The sequence below is a fragment of the Klebsiella sp. S69 genome (genome assembly GCF_016516145.1).
In the GTDB taxonomy this organism is placed as follows: domain Bacteria; phylum Pseudomonadota; class Gammaproteobacteria; order Enterobacterales; family Enterobacteriaceae; genus Klebsiella; species Klebsiella oxytoca.
The window spans coordinates 39953-54493 of the sequence record NZ_JACVUU010000021.1 but is presented as its reverse complement, the minus strand read 5'-3'; the positions used below and the strand labels follow the sequence as shown (position 1 = coordinate 54493).

Here is a 14541-nt window from a genome sequence, read left to right as displayed (position 1 = left end):
CCATGAAACAGTATCTTGATTTGATGCAGAAAGTGCTCGACGAGGGCACGCAAAAAAATGACCGCACCGGTACCGGCACCGTCTCTATTTTCGGCCACCAGATGCGTTTTAACCTGCAGGAAGGATTCCCGTTGGTGACGACCAAGCGCTGTCATTTACGCTCCATCATCCATGAACTGCTGTGGTTCCTGAAGGGTGACACCAACGTCGCGTATCTGCACGAAAACAACGTCACTATCTGGGATGAATGGGCGGATGAAAACGGCGACTTGGGTCCGGTTTATGGCAAGCAGTGGCGTTCCTGGCCCGCGCCGGACGGCCGTCACATCGACCAGATTAGCACGGTGATGGAACAGCTGAAAAACGATCCCGACTCTCGTCGGATTATCGTCTCGGCCTGGAACGTCGGCGAACTGAACAAAATGGCGCTGGCGCCGTGCCATGCGTTCTTCCAGTTCTATGTCGCCGACGGCAAGCTCTCCTGCCAGCTCTATCAGCGCTCTTGCGACGTGTTCCTCGGCCTGCCGTTCAATATCGCCAGCTACGCGCTGCTGGTGCATATGGTAGCCCAGCAGTGCGACCTCGAAGTGGGCGATTTTGTCTGGACCGGCGGCGACACGCACCTGTACAGCAACCACATGGAGCAGACGCACCTGCAGCTAAGCCGCGAACCGCGGGCGCTGCCGAAGCTGGTGATCAAACGCAAGCCAGCGTCGATTTTCGACTACCGCTTTGAAGACTTCGAAATCGAAGGGTACGATCCGCATCCGGGGATTAAAGCGCCGGTCGCGATTTAACCCCGAAGTCATGATGAAAACCGGCGCCTGCGAGCGCCGTTTTTTTATGCGCCAGCCCGGCCGAGCCGCGGCTGTAAGCCGCTGGTCGTACGGATTTTTTGCGAGCAGATTTCCTGTACTTTTGTAATTCGTTGCAACGCCTTGAATACTCTCCGAGGCGCGACGCAAAGCGCCATTTTCCCGTTCGTATAAAGCCTTAATGCTACGCATACTCGGGCCATGAACAGAGAACATGGCTATACCCTGATTGAAACCCTGGTCACCATGGTCGTCGTCGTCATTCTTGGCGCCAGCGGACTTTATGGCTGGCAGAGCTGGCAACAGCAGCAGCGTCTGTGGCAAACCGCCTGCCAGGTTCGCGATTATCTGGTGCTGCTACGCGATGACGCCAACTGGCACAACCGCGACAGGGTATTAAGCGTCGACCGAAGCGCGGAGGGCTGGTGCCTGAGCGTCAGCGGATCGACGAACGACTGTAGCGTCAGCCACGCTTTCACGCTGCAGCCGCTATGGCCGGAGGTTTCGCTCAGCGCGATGACGCCGGGGCTAGGATTTTACGGCCTGCGAAATACCGCCTGGGCGGGACATATCCGCCTGCAAAGCGCGGCGGGCGGCTGGAATATTATCGTTTCCAACTGGGGGCGAATCCGCCTGTGCCGCGGCGAGGAGACGGCATCATGTCTGTAAAACGTCGCGGCTTTTCGCTGCCGGAAACGCTGATCGCGATGGCTATTAGCTCCGTGCTATTGCTCGGCAGCGCGCGTTTTCTCCCGGCGCTGCAGTGGGCCGCGCTTCGCCAGACCCGGCAGCAGGCGCTGGAAAATGAACTATGGCAGCGAATCTACACCGTAGCGAAGCATCTGCAGCGCGCAGGTTATTGCCGTGGCCGCTGTAGCGGGCAACCGCTGTATATCGCAGAGAGCGGCGATTGCCTGCTTGTTCGTTGGGATGGCAACAACGATGGCGTCTGGAATCGCTCTCCGTCATCAGAATCTGATACTACCGGATTTCGCCTGCGCGACGGGGCGCTGGAAACCCTGAGAGGGGCGGAGGAGTGTAGCGGCAAGGGCTGGGAGAAAATGACCAATCCAGCGGCGATTCAGGTCACCGTTTTTCAGGTTACCCGGCAGAATAAGACGGATTTTTCGCCTGAGTTGTCGATAACGCTGGCGGCGCATTCCGTTGCCGACCCGCAAATCCGCGCGCGAGCGGAATATGGCGTAACGGGGTATAACCTGTGAATCGCCAGCGCGGTCTCTCTTCGCTGCTGATGGTGCTACTGCTTTTAGCGCTTGGCACACTGTTACTCCAGGGGCTGCACCAGCAGCAGCGTTCGCTGTTAGTGCAGACGGCCAGCGAAACGCGGGCGCTTCGCGACGCTGCTGATGCGCATTCCGCGCTGCAGTGGGGAAAAACGCTGACCTGGCCGTTGCAAGAAGCGGTTAGCTGCCAGCAGAAGACTGCACTCGACTGGCGCGCCTGTCTGAGGATCTTCAGCGACGCCTCGGTATTGCTCATTGGCAGCAGCGGCGGTGGCAGAATGCTGCTGTGGCAGTCGGGCGCTGTGGAACAAAACCGCGTCCATTTTTCACCCCACGGCTGGAGCGATTTTTGCCCGCTAAAGGAGGCGAGCCTATGCCAGATGCCCTGAGCCGGCAGAGAGGGTTTAGCCTGCCGGAAACGCTGCTGGCGCTGGTTCTGCTGATAATGACCGTGACCGCGCTGGCGGGCTATCAGCGCGGGCTGGCCAGCAGTTCTATACAGCTCAACCAGTACCGAGAGCTGTGGCGCGATGCATGGCGATTTGGTCAGCTTAGCCCTCCGGCGATTGCCGGGGACCACCAGATATCCCGTATGCAGACATCGATGCAAAGATGTGTCAGCATCACGGTAACGATCACGATGCCCGCATCCAGGCGGGCGCAGATGACCCGGCTCCATTGCCCGGTCAGTCAGTAGCCAGGAGCGAATATGTTAAGGGTGTACCACTCAAACCGTCTGGATGTGCTTGAAGCCTTGATGGAGTTTATCGTCGAGCGCCAGCGGCTGGATGACCCTTTTATGCCGGAAATGGTGCTGGTACAGAGTACCGGGATGGCGCAGTGGCTGCAGATGACGCTGGCGAAGCGCTTCGGGATTGCGGCCAACATTGAGTTCCCGCTACCCGCCAGTTTTATCTGGGACATGTTCGTGCGGGTGCTGAAAGATATTCCCGGAGAAAGCGCGTTCAGCAAGCAAAGCATGAGCTGGAAACTTATGACTCTGTTGCCAGAGCGGCTTAATGATGAATCTTTTACGCTACTGCGCCACTACCTGCATGACGATAGCGACAAGCGTAAACTGTTTCAGCTGGCCGCCAGAGTGGCGGATCTCTACGACCAGTATCTGGTTTATCGCCCGGAGTGGCTGATGCGCTGGGAGGCTGACCAGCGCGTTGACGGGCTGGGAGAGGCGCAGGAGTGGCAGGCGCCGCTGTGGAAAGCGCTGGTGGAATATACCGCTGAGCTGGGCCAGCCGCTGTGGCATCGCGCCAACTTGTACCAACGTTTTATCAGCGCGCTTGAAGACGCCGAACAGCCGCCCGCCGGGCTGCCATCGCGGGTCTTTATTTGCGGAATATCGGCGCTGCCGCCGGTGTATCTGCAGGCGCTCCAGGCGCTGGGTAAACATGTTGATGTATATGTCCTCTTCACTAACCCGTGCCGCTACTACTGGGGCGACATCAAAGATCCGGCATTTCTGGCCAAACTGCTGTCCCGCCAGCGGCGCCACCACCGCGAAACGGCGCGAGAGCTGCCACTGTTCCGCGATACGGAACAGGCGCCAGGGTTGTTCAACGACGCCGGTGAGCAGGATGTCGGCAACCCGCTACTGGCCTCCTGGGGCAAGCTGGGGCGCGACTATATCTACCTGCTGGCGGGTCTTGAACGCTATGAAGAGCTGGACGCTTTTGTCGATATTGTGCCGGATAACCTGCTGCATAATCTTCAGGCGGACATTCTCGAACTGCGCAATGAAGCCGTGGCCGGGCGCAGCGCCGAAGAGTTTGCCAATAGCGGCAGCAAGCGGCCATTGGCAGCGGACGATCGCAGCCTGACGATTCATGTTTGTCATAGCCCACAGCGAGAAGTTGAGGTGCTACACGATCGGCTGCTGGCGATGCTCGAAGAGAACCCCGAGCTCACGCCGCGCGATATTATCGTCATGGTGGCGGATATCGATAGCTATAGCCCGTATATTCAGGCGGTTTTCGGCAGCGCCAGCGGCGAACGCTGGCTGCCGTGGGCGATTTCCGATCGACGCGCCCGTGAATCGCATCCGGCGCTGCAGGCCTTTCTCACGCTCCTTTCTCTGCCCGATAGCCGCTTTGCCAGCGAAGATGTGCTGGCGCTGCTTGACGTGCCGGTGCTGGCGGCGCGCTTTAACATTGACGAAGAGGGGCTGCGCTACCTGCGACAGTGGGTGAACGAATCGGGCGTACGCTGGGGGATGGATGATGACAACGTGCGTGAACTCGACCTCCCGGCAACCGGCCAGCATACCTGGCGCTTTGGCCTGACGCGAATGTTATTGGGCTATGCCATGGACAGCAGCGAGGGTGAGTGGCGCTCGGTGCTGCCTTATGATGAGTCGAGCGGGCTGATTGCCGAGCTGGTGGGCAACCTGGCATCGCTGCTGATGCAGCTTAATCTCTGGCGTCGCGGGCTGGCCCAGGAGCGGCCACTGGCCGAGTGGCTACCGGTATGCCGCGATCTGCTGAACGACTTTTTCCTCCCGGATAGCGAAACGGAAGCCGCCCTCGCGCTGATAGAACAGCAGTGGCAGGCGGTGATTGACGGCGGCGTCGACGCCCAGTATGGCGAAACGGTACCGCTCTCCTTGCTGCGCGATGAGCTGTCCCTGCGCCTCGATCAGCAGCGTATCAGCCAGCGCTTTCTCGCCGGGCCGGTTAATATTTGCACCCTGATGCCGATGCGTTCGATTCCTTTCAAGGTGGTCTGCCTGCTGGGGATGAACGACGGTGTTTATCCGCGCACGCTTGCGCCGCTGGGCTTTGACCTGATGAGTCAGAAGCCGCAGCGCGGCGACCGTAGCCGTCGCGATGACGACCGCTATCTGTTCCTTGAAGCCCTGATGTCCGCCGAGCAGAAACTCTATATCAGCTATATCGGCCGTTCTATTCAGGATAACAGCGAACGCTATCCCTCGGTTCTGGTTCAGGAGCTGGCGGACTATATCGGTCAGAGCCACTGCCTGGAAGGAGACGAAGATCTGGATTGCGATGCCAGCGAGCGTCGCGTTAAAGAACATATTACTCATCTGCATACCCGCATGCCTTTTGATGCCGCGAATTTTCTGGCGAACGAAGATCAAAGCTATGCCCGGGAATGGCTGGCGGCTGCCAGCCAGCAGGGGGAAGCCCACGGTGAGTTTATCCAGCCGCTACCGGTCCCTGAACTCGATCACCTGCCTCTGGAACAGCTGCTGCGCTTCTGGCAGCATCCGGTACGCGCCTTCTTTCAGCAGCGGCTGCGGGTGAATTTCCGCTCGGAAGAGAGCGAGATCCCTGACGATGAACCTTTTACCCTCGAAGGGCTGAGCCGCTATCAGCTGAACCAGCAGTTGCTTAATACGCTGATTGAACAGCAGGACGCCTCGGCAATGTATCGCCGTTTTCGTGCCGCCGGGGAGCTACCCTATGGCGCATTCGGCGAACTGGCCTGGGAAACGCAGCGTCAGGAGATGCAGAACCTGGCAGAGCGGGTAATAGCCTGCCGTCAACCGGGGCAGAGCATGGAAATCGATCTGCAATGTAACGGAGTCAACATTACTGGCTGGCTACAGCAGGTACAATCCGACGGTTTGCTGCGCTGGCGGCCATCGTTATTAAGCGTGGCGCAGGGAATGCAACTTTGGCTGGAGCATCTTGTCTATTGTGCTAGCGGCGGTCGCGGCGAAAGTCGGCTGTTTGTGCGCAAAGAAGGCGAGTGGCGTTTTCCCCCGCTGGCGCAGGAACAGGCCCAGGAATACCTGAATGAGCTCGTTGACGGTTACCTGCAGGGAATGTCAAAACCGCTGCTGTTGCTGCCGGAAAGCGGCGGCGCATGGCTAAAAGTCTGTTATGACGCCGAAAAGAATGTCATGTTAATGGACGAAGAGACGCAGCAAAAAGCGCGCAGTAAATTTCTTCAGGCTTATGAAGGGAACATGGTGGTCAGAGGCGAAGGTGCCGACGTCTGGTATCAGCGCCTGTGGCGCACCCTGGAGCCGGAATACTATGAAGAGATCCTTACGCAAACGCAGCGTTATTTGCTACCGGTGTTTCGTTTTCATCAGTCCGAATAACATTGTAATAGTATAAAAATTGCGCAATAGATGGCACTTCATTTATGATGCGCAACCAATCACGGACTGATGTTTTATAAAGGCTGCATAGCGTGCAGCGCCAGGTTTGTTAATGATGAGGTCCGTGAATGCCCCGCAGTTTATGGTTCAAGGTTATTGTTTTACTGGCCGCCCTCTGGGCGCCGTTAAGTCAGGCAGACACCGGATGGCAACCGATTCAGGAAACCATCCGTAAAAGCGACAAAGATACCCGTCAATATCAGGCGATCCGCCTCGATAACGGCATGGTGGTGCTGCTGGTTTCCGATCCCCAGGCGGTAAAATCGCTGTCGGCGCTGGTCGTTCCCGTGGGGTCGCTGCAGGACCCCGCTGAGCATCAGGGACTGGCCCACTTCCTGGAGCATATGACGCTGATGGGGTCGAAAAAGTACCCGCAGCCGGATAGCCTCGCCGAATATCTCAAAATGCACGGCGGCAGCCATAACGCCAGTACCGCCCCGTACCGCACCGCCTTCTATCTTGAAGTAGAAAACGATGCTCTGGACGGCGCGGTCGATCGCCTGGCCGACGCCATCGCCGCTCCGTTGCTGGATAAAAAATATGCCGACCGCGAGCGTAATGCGGTCAACGCCGAGCTGACGATGGCGCGCAGCCGCGACGGGATGCGGATGGCGCAGGTCAGCGCAGAAACCATTAACCCGGCGCACCCCGGCTCACAGTTTTCCGGCGGTAACCTTGAAACGCTGAGCGACAAGCCCGGCAAGCCGGTGCTTGATGCCCTGCACGCCTTTCGCGATAGCTGGTATTCCGCCAACCTGATGAAGGCGGTGATCTACAGCAACAAGCCTCTGCCGGAGCTGGCAAGTATCGCGGCGGCCACCTACGGCCGCGTGCCGAACCACGATATCAGCAAACCGGAAATAACCGTCCCGGTGGTGACCGATGCGCAGAAGGGCATCATCATTCACTATGTCCCGGCGATGCCGCGTAAAGTCCTGCGCGTGGAGTTCCGCATTGATAACAATAGCGACCAGTTCCGCAGCAAAACCGATGAGCTGGTGACCTATATGATCGGTAATCGCAGCCCCGGCACGCTCTCAGACTGGCTGCAAAAGCAGGGGCTGGCTGAGGGTATTCGCGCGGACTCCGACCCGGTTGTCAACGGCAACAGCGGGGTGCTGGCTATTTCTGCTACTCTGACGGACAAAGGCCTGGCACACCGCGATGAAGTGACCGCGGCCATCTTCAGCTACCTCAATCTGCTGCGTAGCCAGGGAATTGATAAACGCTATTTTGATGAACTGGCCCACGTGCTGGCGCTCGACTTCCGCTACCCGTCCATCAACCGCAATATGGATTACGTCGAATGGCTGGCGGACACCATGATCCGCGTGCCGGTCGAACATACCCTGGACGTAGTTAACATCGCCGATCGCTACGATCCGCAGGCGATCAAAGACCGTCTGGCGATGATGACGCCGCAAAATGCCCGTATCTGGTACATCAGCCCGAAAGAGCCGCATAACAAGACCGCCTACTTCGTTAATGCGCCCTATCAGGTGGATAAAATTAGCGAGCAGACTTTTGCCGACTGGCAGCAGAAGTCCAGCGCTATCCATCTCAAGCTGCCGGTGCTGAACCCCTATATTCCGGACGATTTTAGCTTAATCAAAAGCGATAAGGCTTACCCTCATCCGCAGCTGATTGTCGATGAACCGACGCTGCGTGTGATCTACGCGCCGAGTCAGTACTTCGCCAGCGAACCAAAAGCGGATATATCGCTGGTGCTGCGTAACCCGCAGGCGATGGACAGCGCCCGCCGTCAGGTGATGTTTGCCCTCAATGATTATCTGGCGGGTATCGCGCTCGATCAGCTCAGCAACCAGGCTGCGGTTGGGGGCATCAGCTTCTCTACCGGTGCAAATAACGGGCTGATGGTTAACGCCAACGGCTATACGCAGCATCTGCCAGAGCTGTTTAACGCCCTGCTGGACGGTTACTTTAGCTATACGCCAACCGAAGAGCAGCTGGAGCAGGCCAAATCCTGGTACGCGCAGATGATGGATTCGGCGGACAAAGGCAAAGCCTACGATCAGGCGATCATGCCGATTCAGATGGTTTCACAGGTGCCGTACTTTCAGCGTGAAGATCGCCGGGCGCTGCTGCCGTCGATTACGCTGAAAGAGGTGCTGGAGTATCGCGATAACCTCAAGGCGAAAGGGCGACCGGAGCTGCTGGTCATCGGTAACCTTACCGCCGAACGGTCAACGGCGATGGCCCGCCAGATCCAAAAACAGCTGGGGGCGGACGGCAACGAATGGTGCCGCAACAAAGACGTACTGGTTGATCGCAAGCAGCTGGCGATTTTTGAGAAAGCGGGTAACAGCACCGACTCCGCCCTTGCCGCTGTCTTCGCGCCGCCGAACCTGGACGAATACGCCAGCTCAGCTGCCAGCTCGCTTCTCGGGCAGATCGTCCAGCCGTGGTTCTACAACCAGCTGCGTACGGAAGAGCAGCTGGGATACGCGGTCTTCGCCTTCTCGATGAACGTGGGCCGCCAGTGGGGAATGGGCTTCCTGCTGCAAAGCAACGATAAGCAGCCGGCTTTCCTCTGGCAGCGCTTCCAGGCCTTCTTCCCCACGGCGGAAGCCAAACTGCGGGCGATGAAGCCGGAAGAGTTTGCGCAGATTCAGCAGACGGTCATCAGTCAGATGCTGGAGGCGCCGCAAACGCTGGGCGATGAAGCATCGAAGCTGAGCAAAGATTTCGATCGCGGTAATATGCGCTTCGATTCACGTGATAAAGTAGTGGCTCAGATTAAACTGCTGACGCCGCAAAAGCTTGCCGACTTCTTCCATCAGACGGTGGTGGATCCGCAGGGCATGGCAATTCTCTCCCAGGTTTCCGGTAGCCAGAATGGCAAGGCGGAATACGCGCATCCGCAGGATGGCAAAGTCTGGGAGAACGTCAGCGCGTTGCAGAAATCCTTACCCCTGATGCGAGAGAATGAATGACCGACACCGCCGAGTCTCTTGACCCACTGCGCTTGCCCCTGACGGGCGAGCGCCTGATAGAAGCCTCTGCGGGCACCGGAAAAACGTTTACCATCGCCGCGCTCTATCTGCGGCTGTTGCTGGGGCTGGGCGGTGAATCCGCTTTCCCCCGGCAGATCAGCGTGGAAGAGCTGCTGGTGGTGACCTTTACCGAAGCGGCGACCGAAGAGCTGCGCGGACGTATCCGCAGCAATATCCACGAGCTGCGGATCGCCTGCCTGCGCGAAAGCACCGACAATCCTCTTTATGCCGGGCTGCTGGCGGAAATTGACGATAAAGCCCAGGCGGCGCAAACGCTGCTGCTGGCCGAACGCCAGATGGATGAAGCAGCGGTATTTACCATTCACGGGTTCTGCCAGCGGATGCTGAGCCTTAACGCCTTTGAGTCCGGCATGCTGTTCGAACTGCAGCTGATTGAAGATGAATCCCGCCTGCGCTATCAGGCCTGCGCCGACTTCTGGCGTCGCCACTGCTATCCGCTGCCGCGCGAAATTGCTGCGGTTATCCACGAGGCGTGGAAAGGGCCGCGCGACCTGTTGAAATCCATCGACCGCTGGCTGCAAGGAGAGGCGCCGCAGCTAAAATCTCCGCCCCCTGCTGAAGAAACGCTGGCCGAACGCCACCAGCAAATTATTGAACGCATTAACGCGCTCAAACAGCAGTGGCTGGAACAGGCGAGCGAGATTGAGGCGGTACTGGAAACCTCCGGTCTCGACCGGCGCAAGTTCAATCGCGGCAATCAGGGCAAATGGCTGGAAAAAGTGACCGCCTGGGCCCAGGAAGAGACTTTGAGCTACCAGCTGCCGGATGCGCTGGAAAAGTTCTCTCAGCCCTTCTTGCTTGAGCGCACCAAAGCGGACGGCGCGCCGCCGGTACACCCGCTGTTCAGCGCGATAGAAGCGCTGCTGGCGACACCGTTAACCCTGACCGATCTGGTGATCGCCAGGGCGATGGTTGAAATCCGCGAGGCGGTCGCGCGGGAAAAACGCCGCCGCGGCGAGCTGGGATTTGACGATATGCTTAGCCGCCTGGATGACGCCCTGCGCGGAGAGAGCGGAGAAGCGCTGGCCAGCGCGATTCGTCTGCGCTTCCCGGTGGCGATGATCGATGAGTTTCAGGATACCGACCCGCAGCAGTACCGAATCTTTCGCCGCATCTGGCGGCGCCAGGCGGATACCGCGCTGCTGCTGATTGGCGACCCTAAACAGGCTATTTACGCCTTCCGCGGCGCGGATATCTTTACCTACATGAAAGCGCGTGGAGACGTCACCGCTCACTATACGCTCGATACCAACTGGCGCTCCGCCCCGGGGATGGTTGACAGCGTCAATCGCCTGTTTAGCCTCAGCGATAACCCTTTTATGTTTCGCGAAATCCCGTTCCTGCCGGTGAAATCGGCCGAGAAAAATCAGGGGCTGCGTTTTACCGTTGATGATACGGCGGTTCCGGCGATGAATATCTGGCTGATGCCGGGCGAGGCCGTGGGCGCAGGGGATTATCAGACGTTTATGGCCCAGCTGTGCGCTGCGCAAATTCGTGACTGGCTAAGCGCGGGCCAGCAGGGCAAGGCGCTGCTGTGGCGCGGTGAAAAAGCTGAACCCGTGCGGGCTTCAGACATCACGGTGCTGGTGCGCAATCGTCAGGAGGCGTCGTTAATTCGCGATGCCCTCCAGCTGCTGTCGATTCCTTCCGTCTATCTCTCCAACCGCGATAGCGTGTTTGAAACGCCGGAGGCGCAGGAGCTGCTGTGGCTGCTGCAGGCGGTGCTGGCCCCCGAGCGCGAGAATACCCTGCGCAGCGCGCTGGCGACCTCAATGTTCGGTCTTAACGCGCAGGATATCGAAAACCTCAATCAGAACGAACGGGCGTGGGATGAGCTGGTAGAAGAGTTTAGCGGCTACCGGCAAGTCTGGCGGCAGCGCGGCGTTATGCCGATGCTGCGCGCGCTGATGACCGCGCGGCGCATTGCAGAAAACCTGCTGGCGACCAACGGCGGCGAGCGGCGCCTGACCGATATCCTGCATATCAGCGAGTTGCTTCAGGAGGCGGCGAACCAGCTGGAGAGCGAACATGCGCTGGTGCGCTGGCTGGCGCAGCATATCGCCGAGCCGGATAGCAACGCCTCCAGCCAGCAGATGCGCCTGGAAAGCGACAAGCATCTGGTGCAGATCGTCACCATCCATAAATCGAAAGGGCTGGAGTATCCGCTGGTCTGGCTGCCGTTTATCGCGCGTTTTCGCAAACAGGATCAGGCGTTTTATCACGACAGAACCTCCTTTGCCGCCGTGCTCGATCTGGGCCAGGATGAGGGCAGCATGGAGCTGGCTGAGGCCGAACGTCTGGCCGAAGACTTACGTCTGCTGTACGTTGCGCTGACCCGGGCGGTCTGGCACTGCAGCCTGGGCGTTGCGCCGCTTAGCCCCCGCCGCAGCGACAAGCCCGGCGCCAGCGATTTTCACCACAGCGCGCTGGGGCGGCTGCTGCAGGGCGGAGAAGCGATGGACGCCGCAGGGCTAACGGCGCGACTGCAGGCGTTTTGCAGCGGGGATATCGCCCTGCAGCTCCCCGCGACGACGACGCAGACGCCCTGGCAGGCTCCACAGTCGGCGCTGCCGCCGCTCTCCGCGCGTCTGCTTGAGCGTTCGGTGAGCGATGACTGGCGCGTCACCAGTTACTCCGGCCTGCAGCAAAACGGACACAGCGCGGCGCAGGACCTTTTACCGCGTCTGGATATCGATGCCGCAGGCGTCGGCGATGTGGCGGAAGAACCGCAGCTTACGCCGCACCACTTCCCGCGCGGAGCATCGCCAGGCACGTTTCTGCACAGCCTGTTTGAAGATATTGATTTCACCCAGCCGGTCCCCGCCGACTGGATGGCGGAAAAGCTCCAGCTTAGCGGCTTCGAGGAGAAATGGGCCCCAGTACTGACCGAATGGCTCGACGGCGTACTGCGTACCCGTATCCCTGGCGCGGAGATCGCGCTGAATCAGCTTAGCGAGCGTGATAAACAGGTGGAGATGGCTTTTTATCTGCCCATCGAGCAGCCTCTGGATCCGCTGCGCCTGGATGCGCTGATTCGTCAGTACGATCCGCTCTCCGTCGATACCCCCATGCTCGATTTCCGCCAGGTGCGCGGTATGCTGAAAGGCTTTATTGACCTGGTATTTCGCCATAACGGCCGCTATTACCTGCTGGATTACAAATCCAACTGGCTGGGGAAAGATCGCGAGGCCTATACCCAGGAAGCGATGATGCAGGCTATGCGTACCCATCGTTACGATTTGCAGTATCAGCTCTACAGCCTGGCGCTGCACCGTTATTTGCGCCACCGTATTGCCGATTATGATTACGAACGCCACTTTGGCGGCGTCATTTATCTCTTTTTACGCGGTATGGATGGACAGGACGGCGGGCAGGGTATTTTTACCACTCGTCCGGCGCGACCGCTGATTGACGGCCTTGATGCGCTGTTTGCTGGAGAAACTCAGGAGGTGGCGCTATGAACCTGGATGAACTATTGCTACAGGCGGTTGAGCAGCGACTGCTGCGCCCGCTGGACGTTCAGTTTGCGCTAATGGTGGCGCAAGAAGCGCATCCGGCGGTGAAGCTGGTCGCGGCGATCCTCAGTCGCGATGCTGGTGAAGGGCACGTCTGTCTGCCGATTTCGCGTCTTGTCGATGATGAACTGTTGAAGGCTAAAGCAGGTGGCCTGAGCGAGCAAATTCTTGAACTGACCGGCGCGCCGGACGGCTGGCTGCCGCTGCTCAATGATTCCGAGGCCGTCAGCTGCGGAGAGCGGCCAGCGCCGATGATTCTCTGCGGCGATCGGCTTTACCTTAACCGCATGTGGCGCAACGAATTAACCGTCGCGCGCTTTTTCAATGAAGCCAATCAGGTGCTGGAGGTGGATGAAGCCCGGCTGGCAGCGACGCTCGACGCGCTGTTTCCGCCCGCAGAGGAAACTGACTGGCAAAAAGTGGCGGCTGCTGTCGCCCTGACCCGGCGGATTTCGGTAATTTCCGGCGGACCGGGTACCGGTAAAACCACGACCGTCGCTAAACTCCTGGCCGCGCTGATCCAGACCTTCTCCAGCCCGCGCTGCCGTATTCGCCTGGCTGCGCCGACCGGTAAAGCCGCGGCGCGCCTGACCGAGTCCCTTGGCGCTGCGCTGCGCCGTCTTCCTCTCACCGACGAACAAAAGGCGCTGGTGCCCACCGAAGCCAGTACCCTTCATCGCCTGCTGGGCGCGCAGCCGGGAAGCCAGCGGATGCGCTATCACAGCGGAAACCCGCTGCATCTTGATGTGCTGGTGGTCGATGAAGCCTCAATGATTGACCTGCCGATGATGTCGCGCCTGATCGATGCGCTGCCTGAGCACGGAAGGGTGATTTTCCTTGGCGACCGCGATCAGCTGGCTTCGGTCGAGGCCGGGGCCGTGCTCGGCGATATCTGCGCGTGGGTTAATGCAGGCTATACCCCGGAGCGGGCGACGCAGCTCGCCCGGTTAACCGGCCAGCCGGTTCCGGCAGGCGAGGGTAATATGGCCGGTTCGCTCCGCGATAGCCTGTGCCTGCTGCAGAAAAGCTACCGTTTCGGTCGCCATTCCGGTATCGGCCAGCTGGCCTGGGCGGTGAACAGCGGCGATCGTAGCGCGGTACGCGCAACGCTGCGCCAGTCATTTGACGATATCGCTCTGTATCCGCTGAGCGCCACCGAAGAGTATGAAGCAATGCTGAATCAGGCGCAGGCGGGCTACGGCCGCTTCCTGCAGCTGCTGCGCGCCCGGGCAGAGCCCGAAGAGATGATCGCCGCTTTTGGCGAATTCCAGCTGTTGTGCGCGCTGCGCGAGGGCCCGTATGGCGTCAGTGGAGTTAATGAACAGCTGGAGCAGATGCTCAACCGCAAGCGGGCGATTACGTTACCGCGCCATTCGCGCTGGTATGAAGGTCGGCCGGTGATGATCTCGCGCAACGACAGCGCGCTGGGGCTGTTTAACGGCGATATCGGTATCGCGCTGGAAAGAGGTGGTGACCTGCGCGTCTGGTTCCCGATGCCTGATGGCAGCATCAAGTCGGTACAGCCAAGTCGTCTGCCGGAGCATGATACCGCCTGGGCGATGACGGTGCATAAATCGCAGGGGTCGGAGTTCGATCACGCGGCGCTGATCCTGCCTTCGCGCAGCGTGCCGCTGGTGACCCGCGAGCTGGTTTATACCGCTATAACTCGCGCGAAACGGCAGCTGTCGATCTATGCCGATGAGCAGGTACTGACCCAGGCGGTTGTCGCGCGTACCGAACGACGCAGCGGCCTGGCGGATATTTTTTCCGCTCAGTGATGTTTTCCCC

9 protein-coding genes are annotated in these 14541 nt (G+C 59.3%); all 9 read left to right on the top strand.

Going from position 1 to position 14541, the window contains the following annotated elements; translation table 11 throughout:
• The first annotated feature begins 2 nt into the window (after positions 1 to 2).
• The 9 genes from thyA to recD all read left to right on the top strand — a co-directional run bounded on the left by thyA (position 3) and on the right by recD (position 14531).
• Positions 3 to 797 (top strand): thymidylate synthase, encoded by a 795-nt coding sequence (gene thyA / locus IAE27_RS20100; protein ID WP_004105244.1) that lies wholly within the window; start codon positions 3 to 5, stop codon positions 795 to 797.
• A 219-nt stretch (positions 798 to 1016) separates the two neighbouring features.
• Positions 1017 to 1484 carry a prepilin peptidase-dependent protein gene (locus tag IAE27_RS20095; RefSeq protein WP_154022849.1) on the top strand — a complete coding sequence of 156 codons (468 nt, stop codon included), beginning with the start codon at positions 1017 to 1019 and terminating at the stop codon, positions 1482 to 1484.
• The gene (locus IAE27_RS20090) at positions 1475 to 2038 is read left to right on the top strand and encodes a prepilin peptidase-dependent protein (RefSeq protein ID WP_154022850.1); all 564 of its coding nucleotides are present in this window, start codon (positions 1475 to 1477) and stop codon (positions 2036 to 2038) included. Before IAE27_RS20095 ends, IAE27_RS20090 begins: the two co-directional genes overlap by 10 nt.
• Positions 2035 to 2448 carry a DUF2509 family protein gene (locus tag IAE27_RS20085; protein ID WP_004115074.1) on the top strand — a complete coding sequence of 138 codons (414 nt, stop codon included), beginning with the start codon at positions 2035 to 2037 and terminating at the stop codon, positions 2446 to 2448. Before IAE27_RS20090 ends, IAE27_RS20085 begins: the two co-directional genes overlap by 4 nt.
• Entirely contained in the window at positions 2433 to 2756 is a 324-nt protein-coding gene (locus IAE27_RS20080) for a prepilin-type N-terminal cleavage/methylation domain-containing protein (protein ID WP_004115071.1), read from the top strand. Before IAE27_RS20085 ends, IAE27_RS20080 begins: the two co-directional genes overlap by 16 nt.
• Positions 2757 to 2768: 12 nt before the next feature.
• Entirely contained in the window at positions 2769 to 6143 is a 3375-nt protein-coding gene (gene recC, locus IAE27_RS20075) for an exodeoxyribonuclease V subunit gamma (RefSeq protein WP_004115045.1), read from the top strand.
• A gap of 128 nt (positions 6144 to 6271) precedes the next feature.
• Entirely contained in the window at positions 6272 to 9157 is a 2886-nt protein-coding gene (ptrA, locus tag IAE27_RS20070) for a pitrilysin (protein ID WP_115239254.1), read from the top strand.
• The gene (gene recB / locus IAE27_RS20065; RefSeq protein ID WP_115239255.1) at positions 9154 to 12699 is read left to right on the top strand and encodes an exodeoxyribonuclease V subunit beta; all 3546 of its coding nucleotides are present in this window, start codon (positions 9154 to 9156) and stop codon (positions 12697 to 12699) included. The genes ptrA and recB overlap by 4 nt, the downstream gene beginning before the upstream one ends.
• Positions 12696 to 14531, top strand: a complete 1836-nt coding sequence (gene recD / locus IAE27_RS20060) for an exodeoxyribonuclease V subunit alpha (RefSeq protein ID WP_064356481.1) — start codon at positions 12696 to 12698, stop codon at positions 14529 to 14531. The genes recB and recD overlap by 4 nt, the downstream gene beginning before the upstream one ends.
• Positions 14532 to 14541: the final 10 nt, after the last annotated feature.

Coding starts and splice junctions, on each gene's coding strand:
- thyA (WP_004105244.1), top strand. CDS start 3: ATGAAACAGTATCTTGATTTGATGCAGAAAGTGCTCGACGAGGGCACG.
- IAE27_RS20095 (WP_154022849.1), top strand. CDS start 1,017: ATGAACAGAGAACATGGCTATACCCTGATTGAAACCCTGGTCACCATG.
- IAE27_RS20090 (WP_154022850.1), top strand. CDS start 1,475: ATGTCTGTAAAACGTCGCGGCTTTTCGCTGCCGGAAACGCTGATCGCG.
- recC (WP_004115045.1), top strand. CDS start 2,769: ATGTTAAGGGTGTACCACTCAAACCGTCTGGATGTGCTTGAAGCCTTG.
- IAE27_RS20080 (WP_004115071.1), top strand. CDS start 2,433: ATGCCAGATGCCCTGAGCCGGCAGAGAGGGTTTAGCCTGCCGGAAACG.
- recB (WP_115239255.1), top strand. CDS start 9,154: ATGACCGACACCGCCGAGTCTCTTGACCCACTGCGCTTGCCCCTGACG.
- recD (WP_064356481.1), top strand. CDS start 12,696: ATGAACCTGGATGAACTATTGCTACAGGCGGTTGAGCAGCGACTGCTG.
- ptrA (WP_115239254.1), top strand. CDS start 6,272: ATGCCCCGCAGTTTATGGTTCAAGGTTATTGTTTTACTGGCCGCCCTC.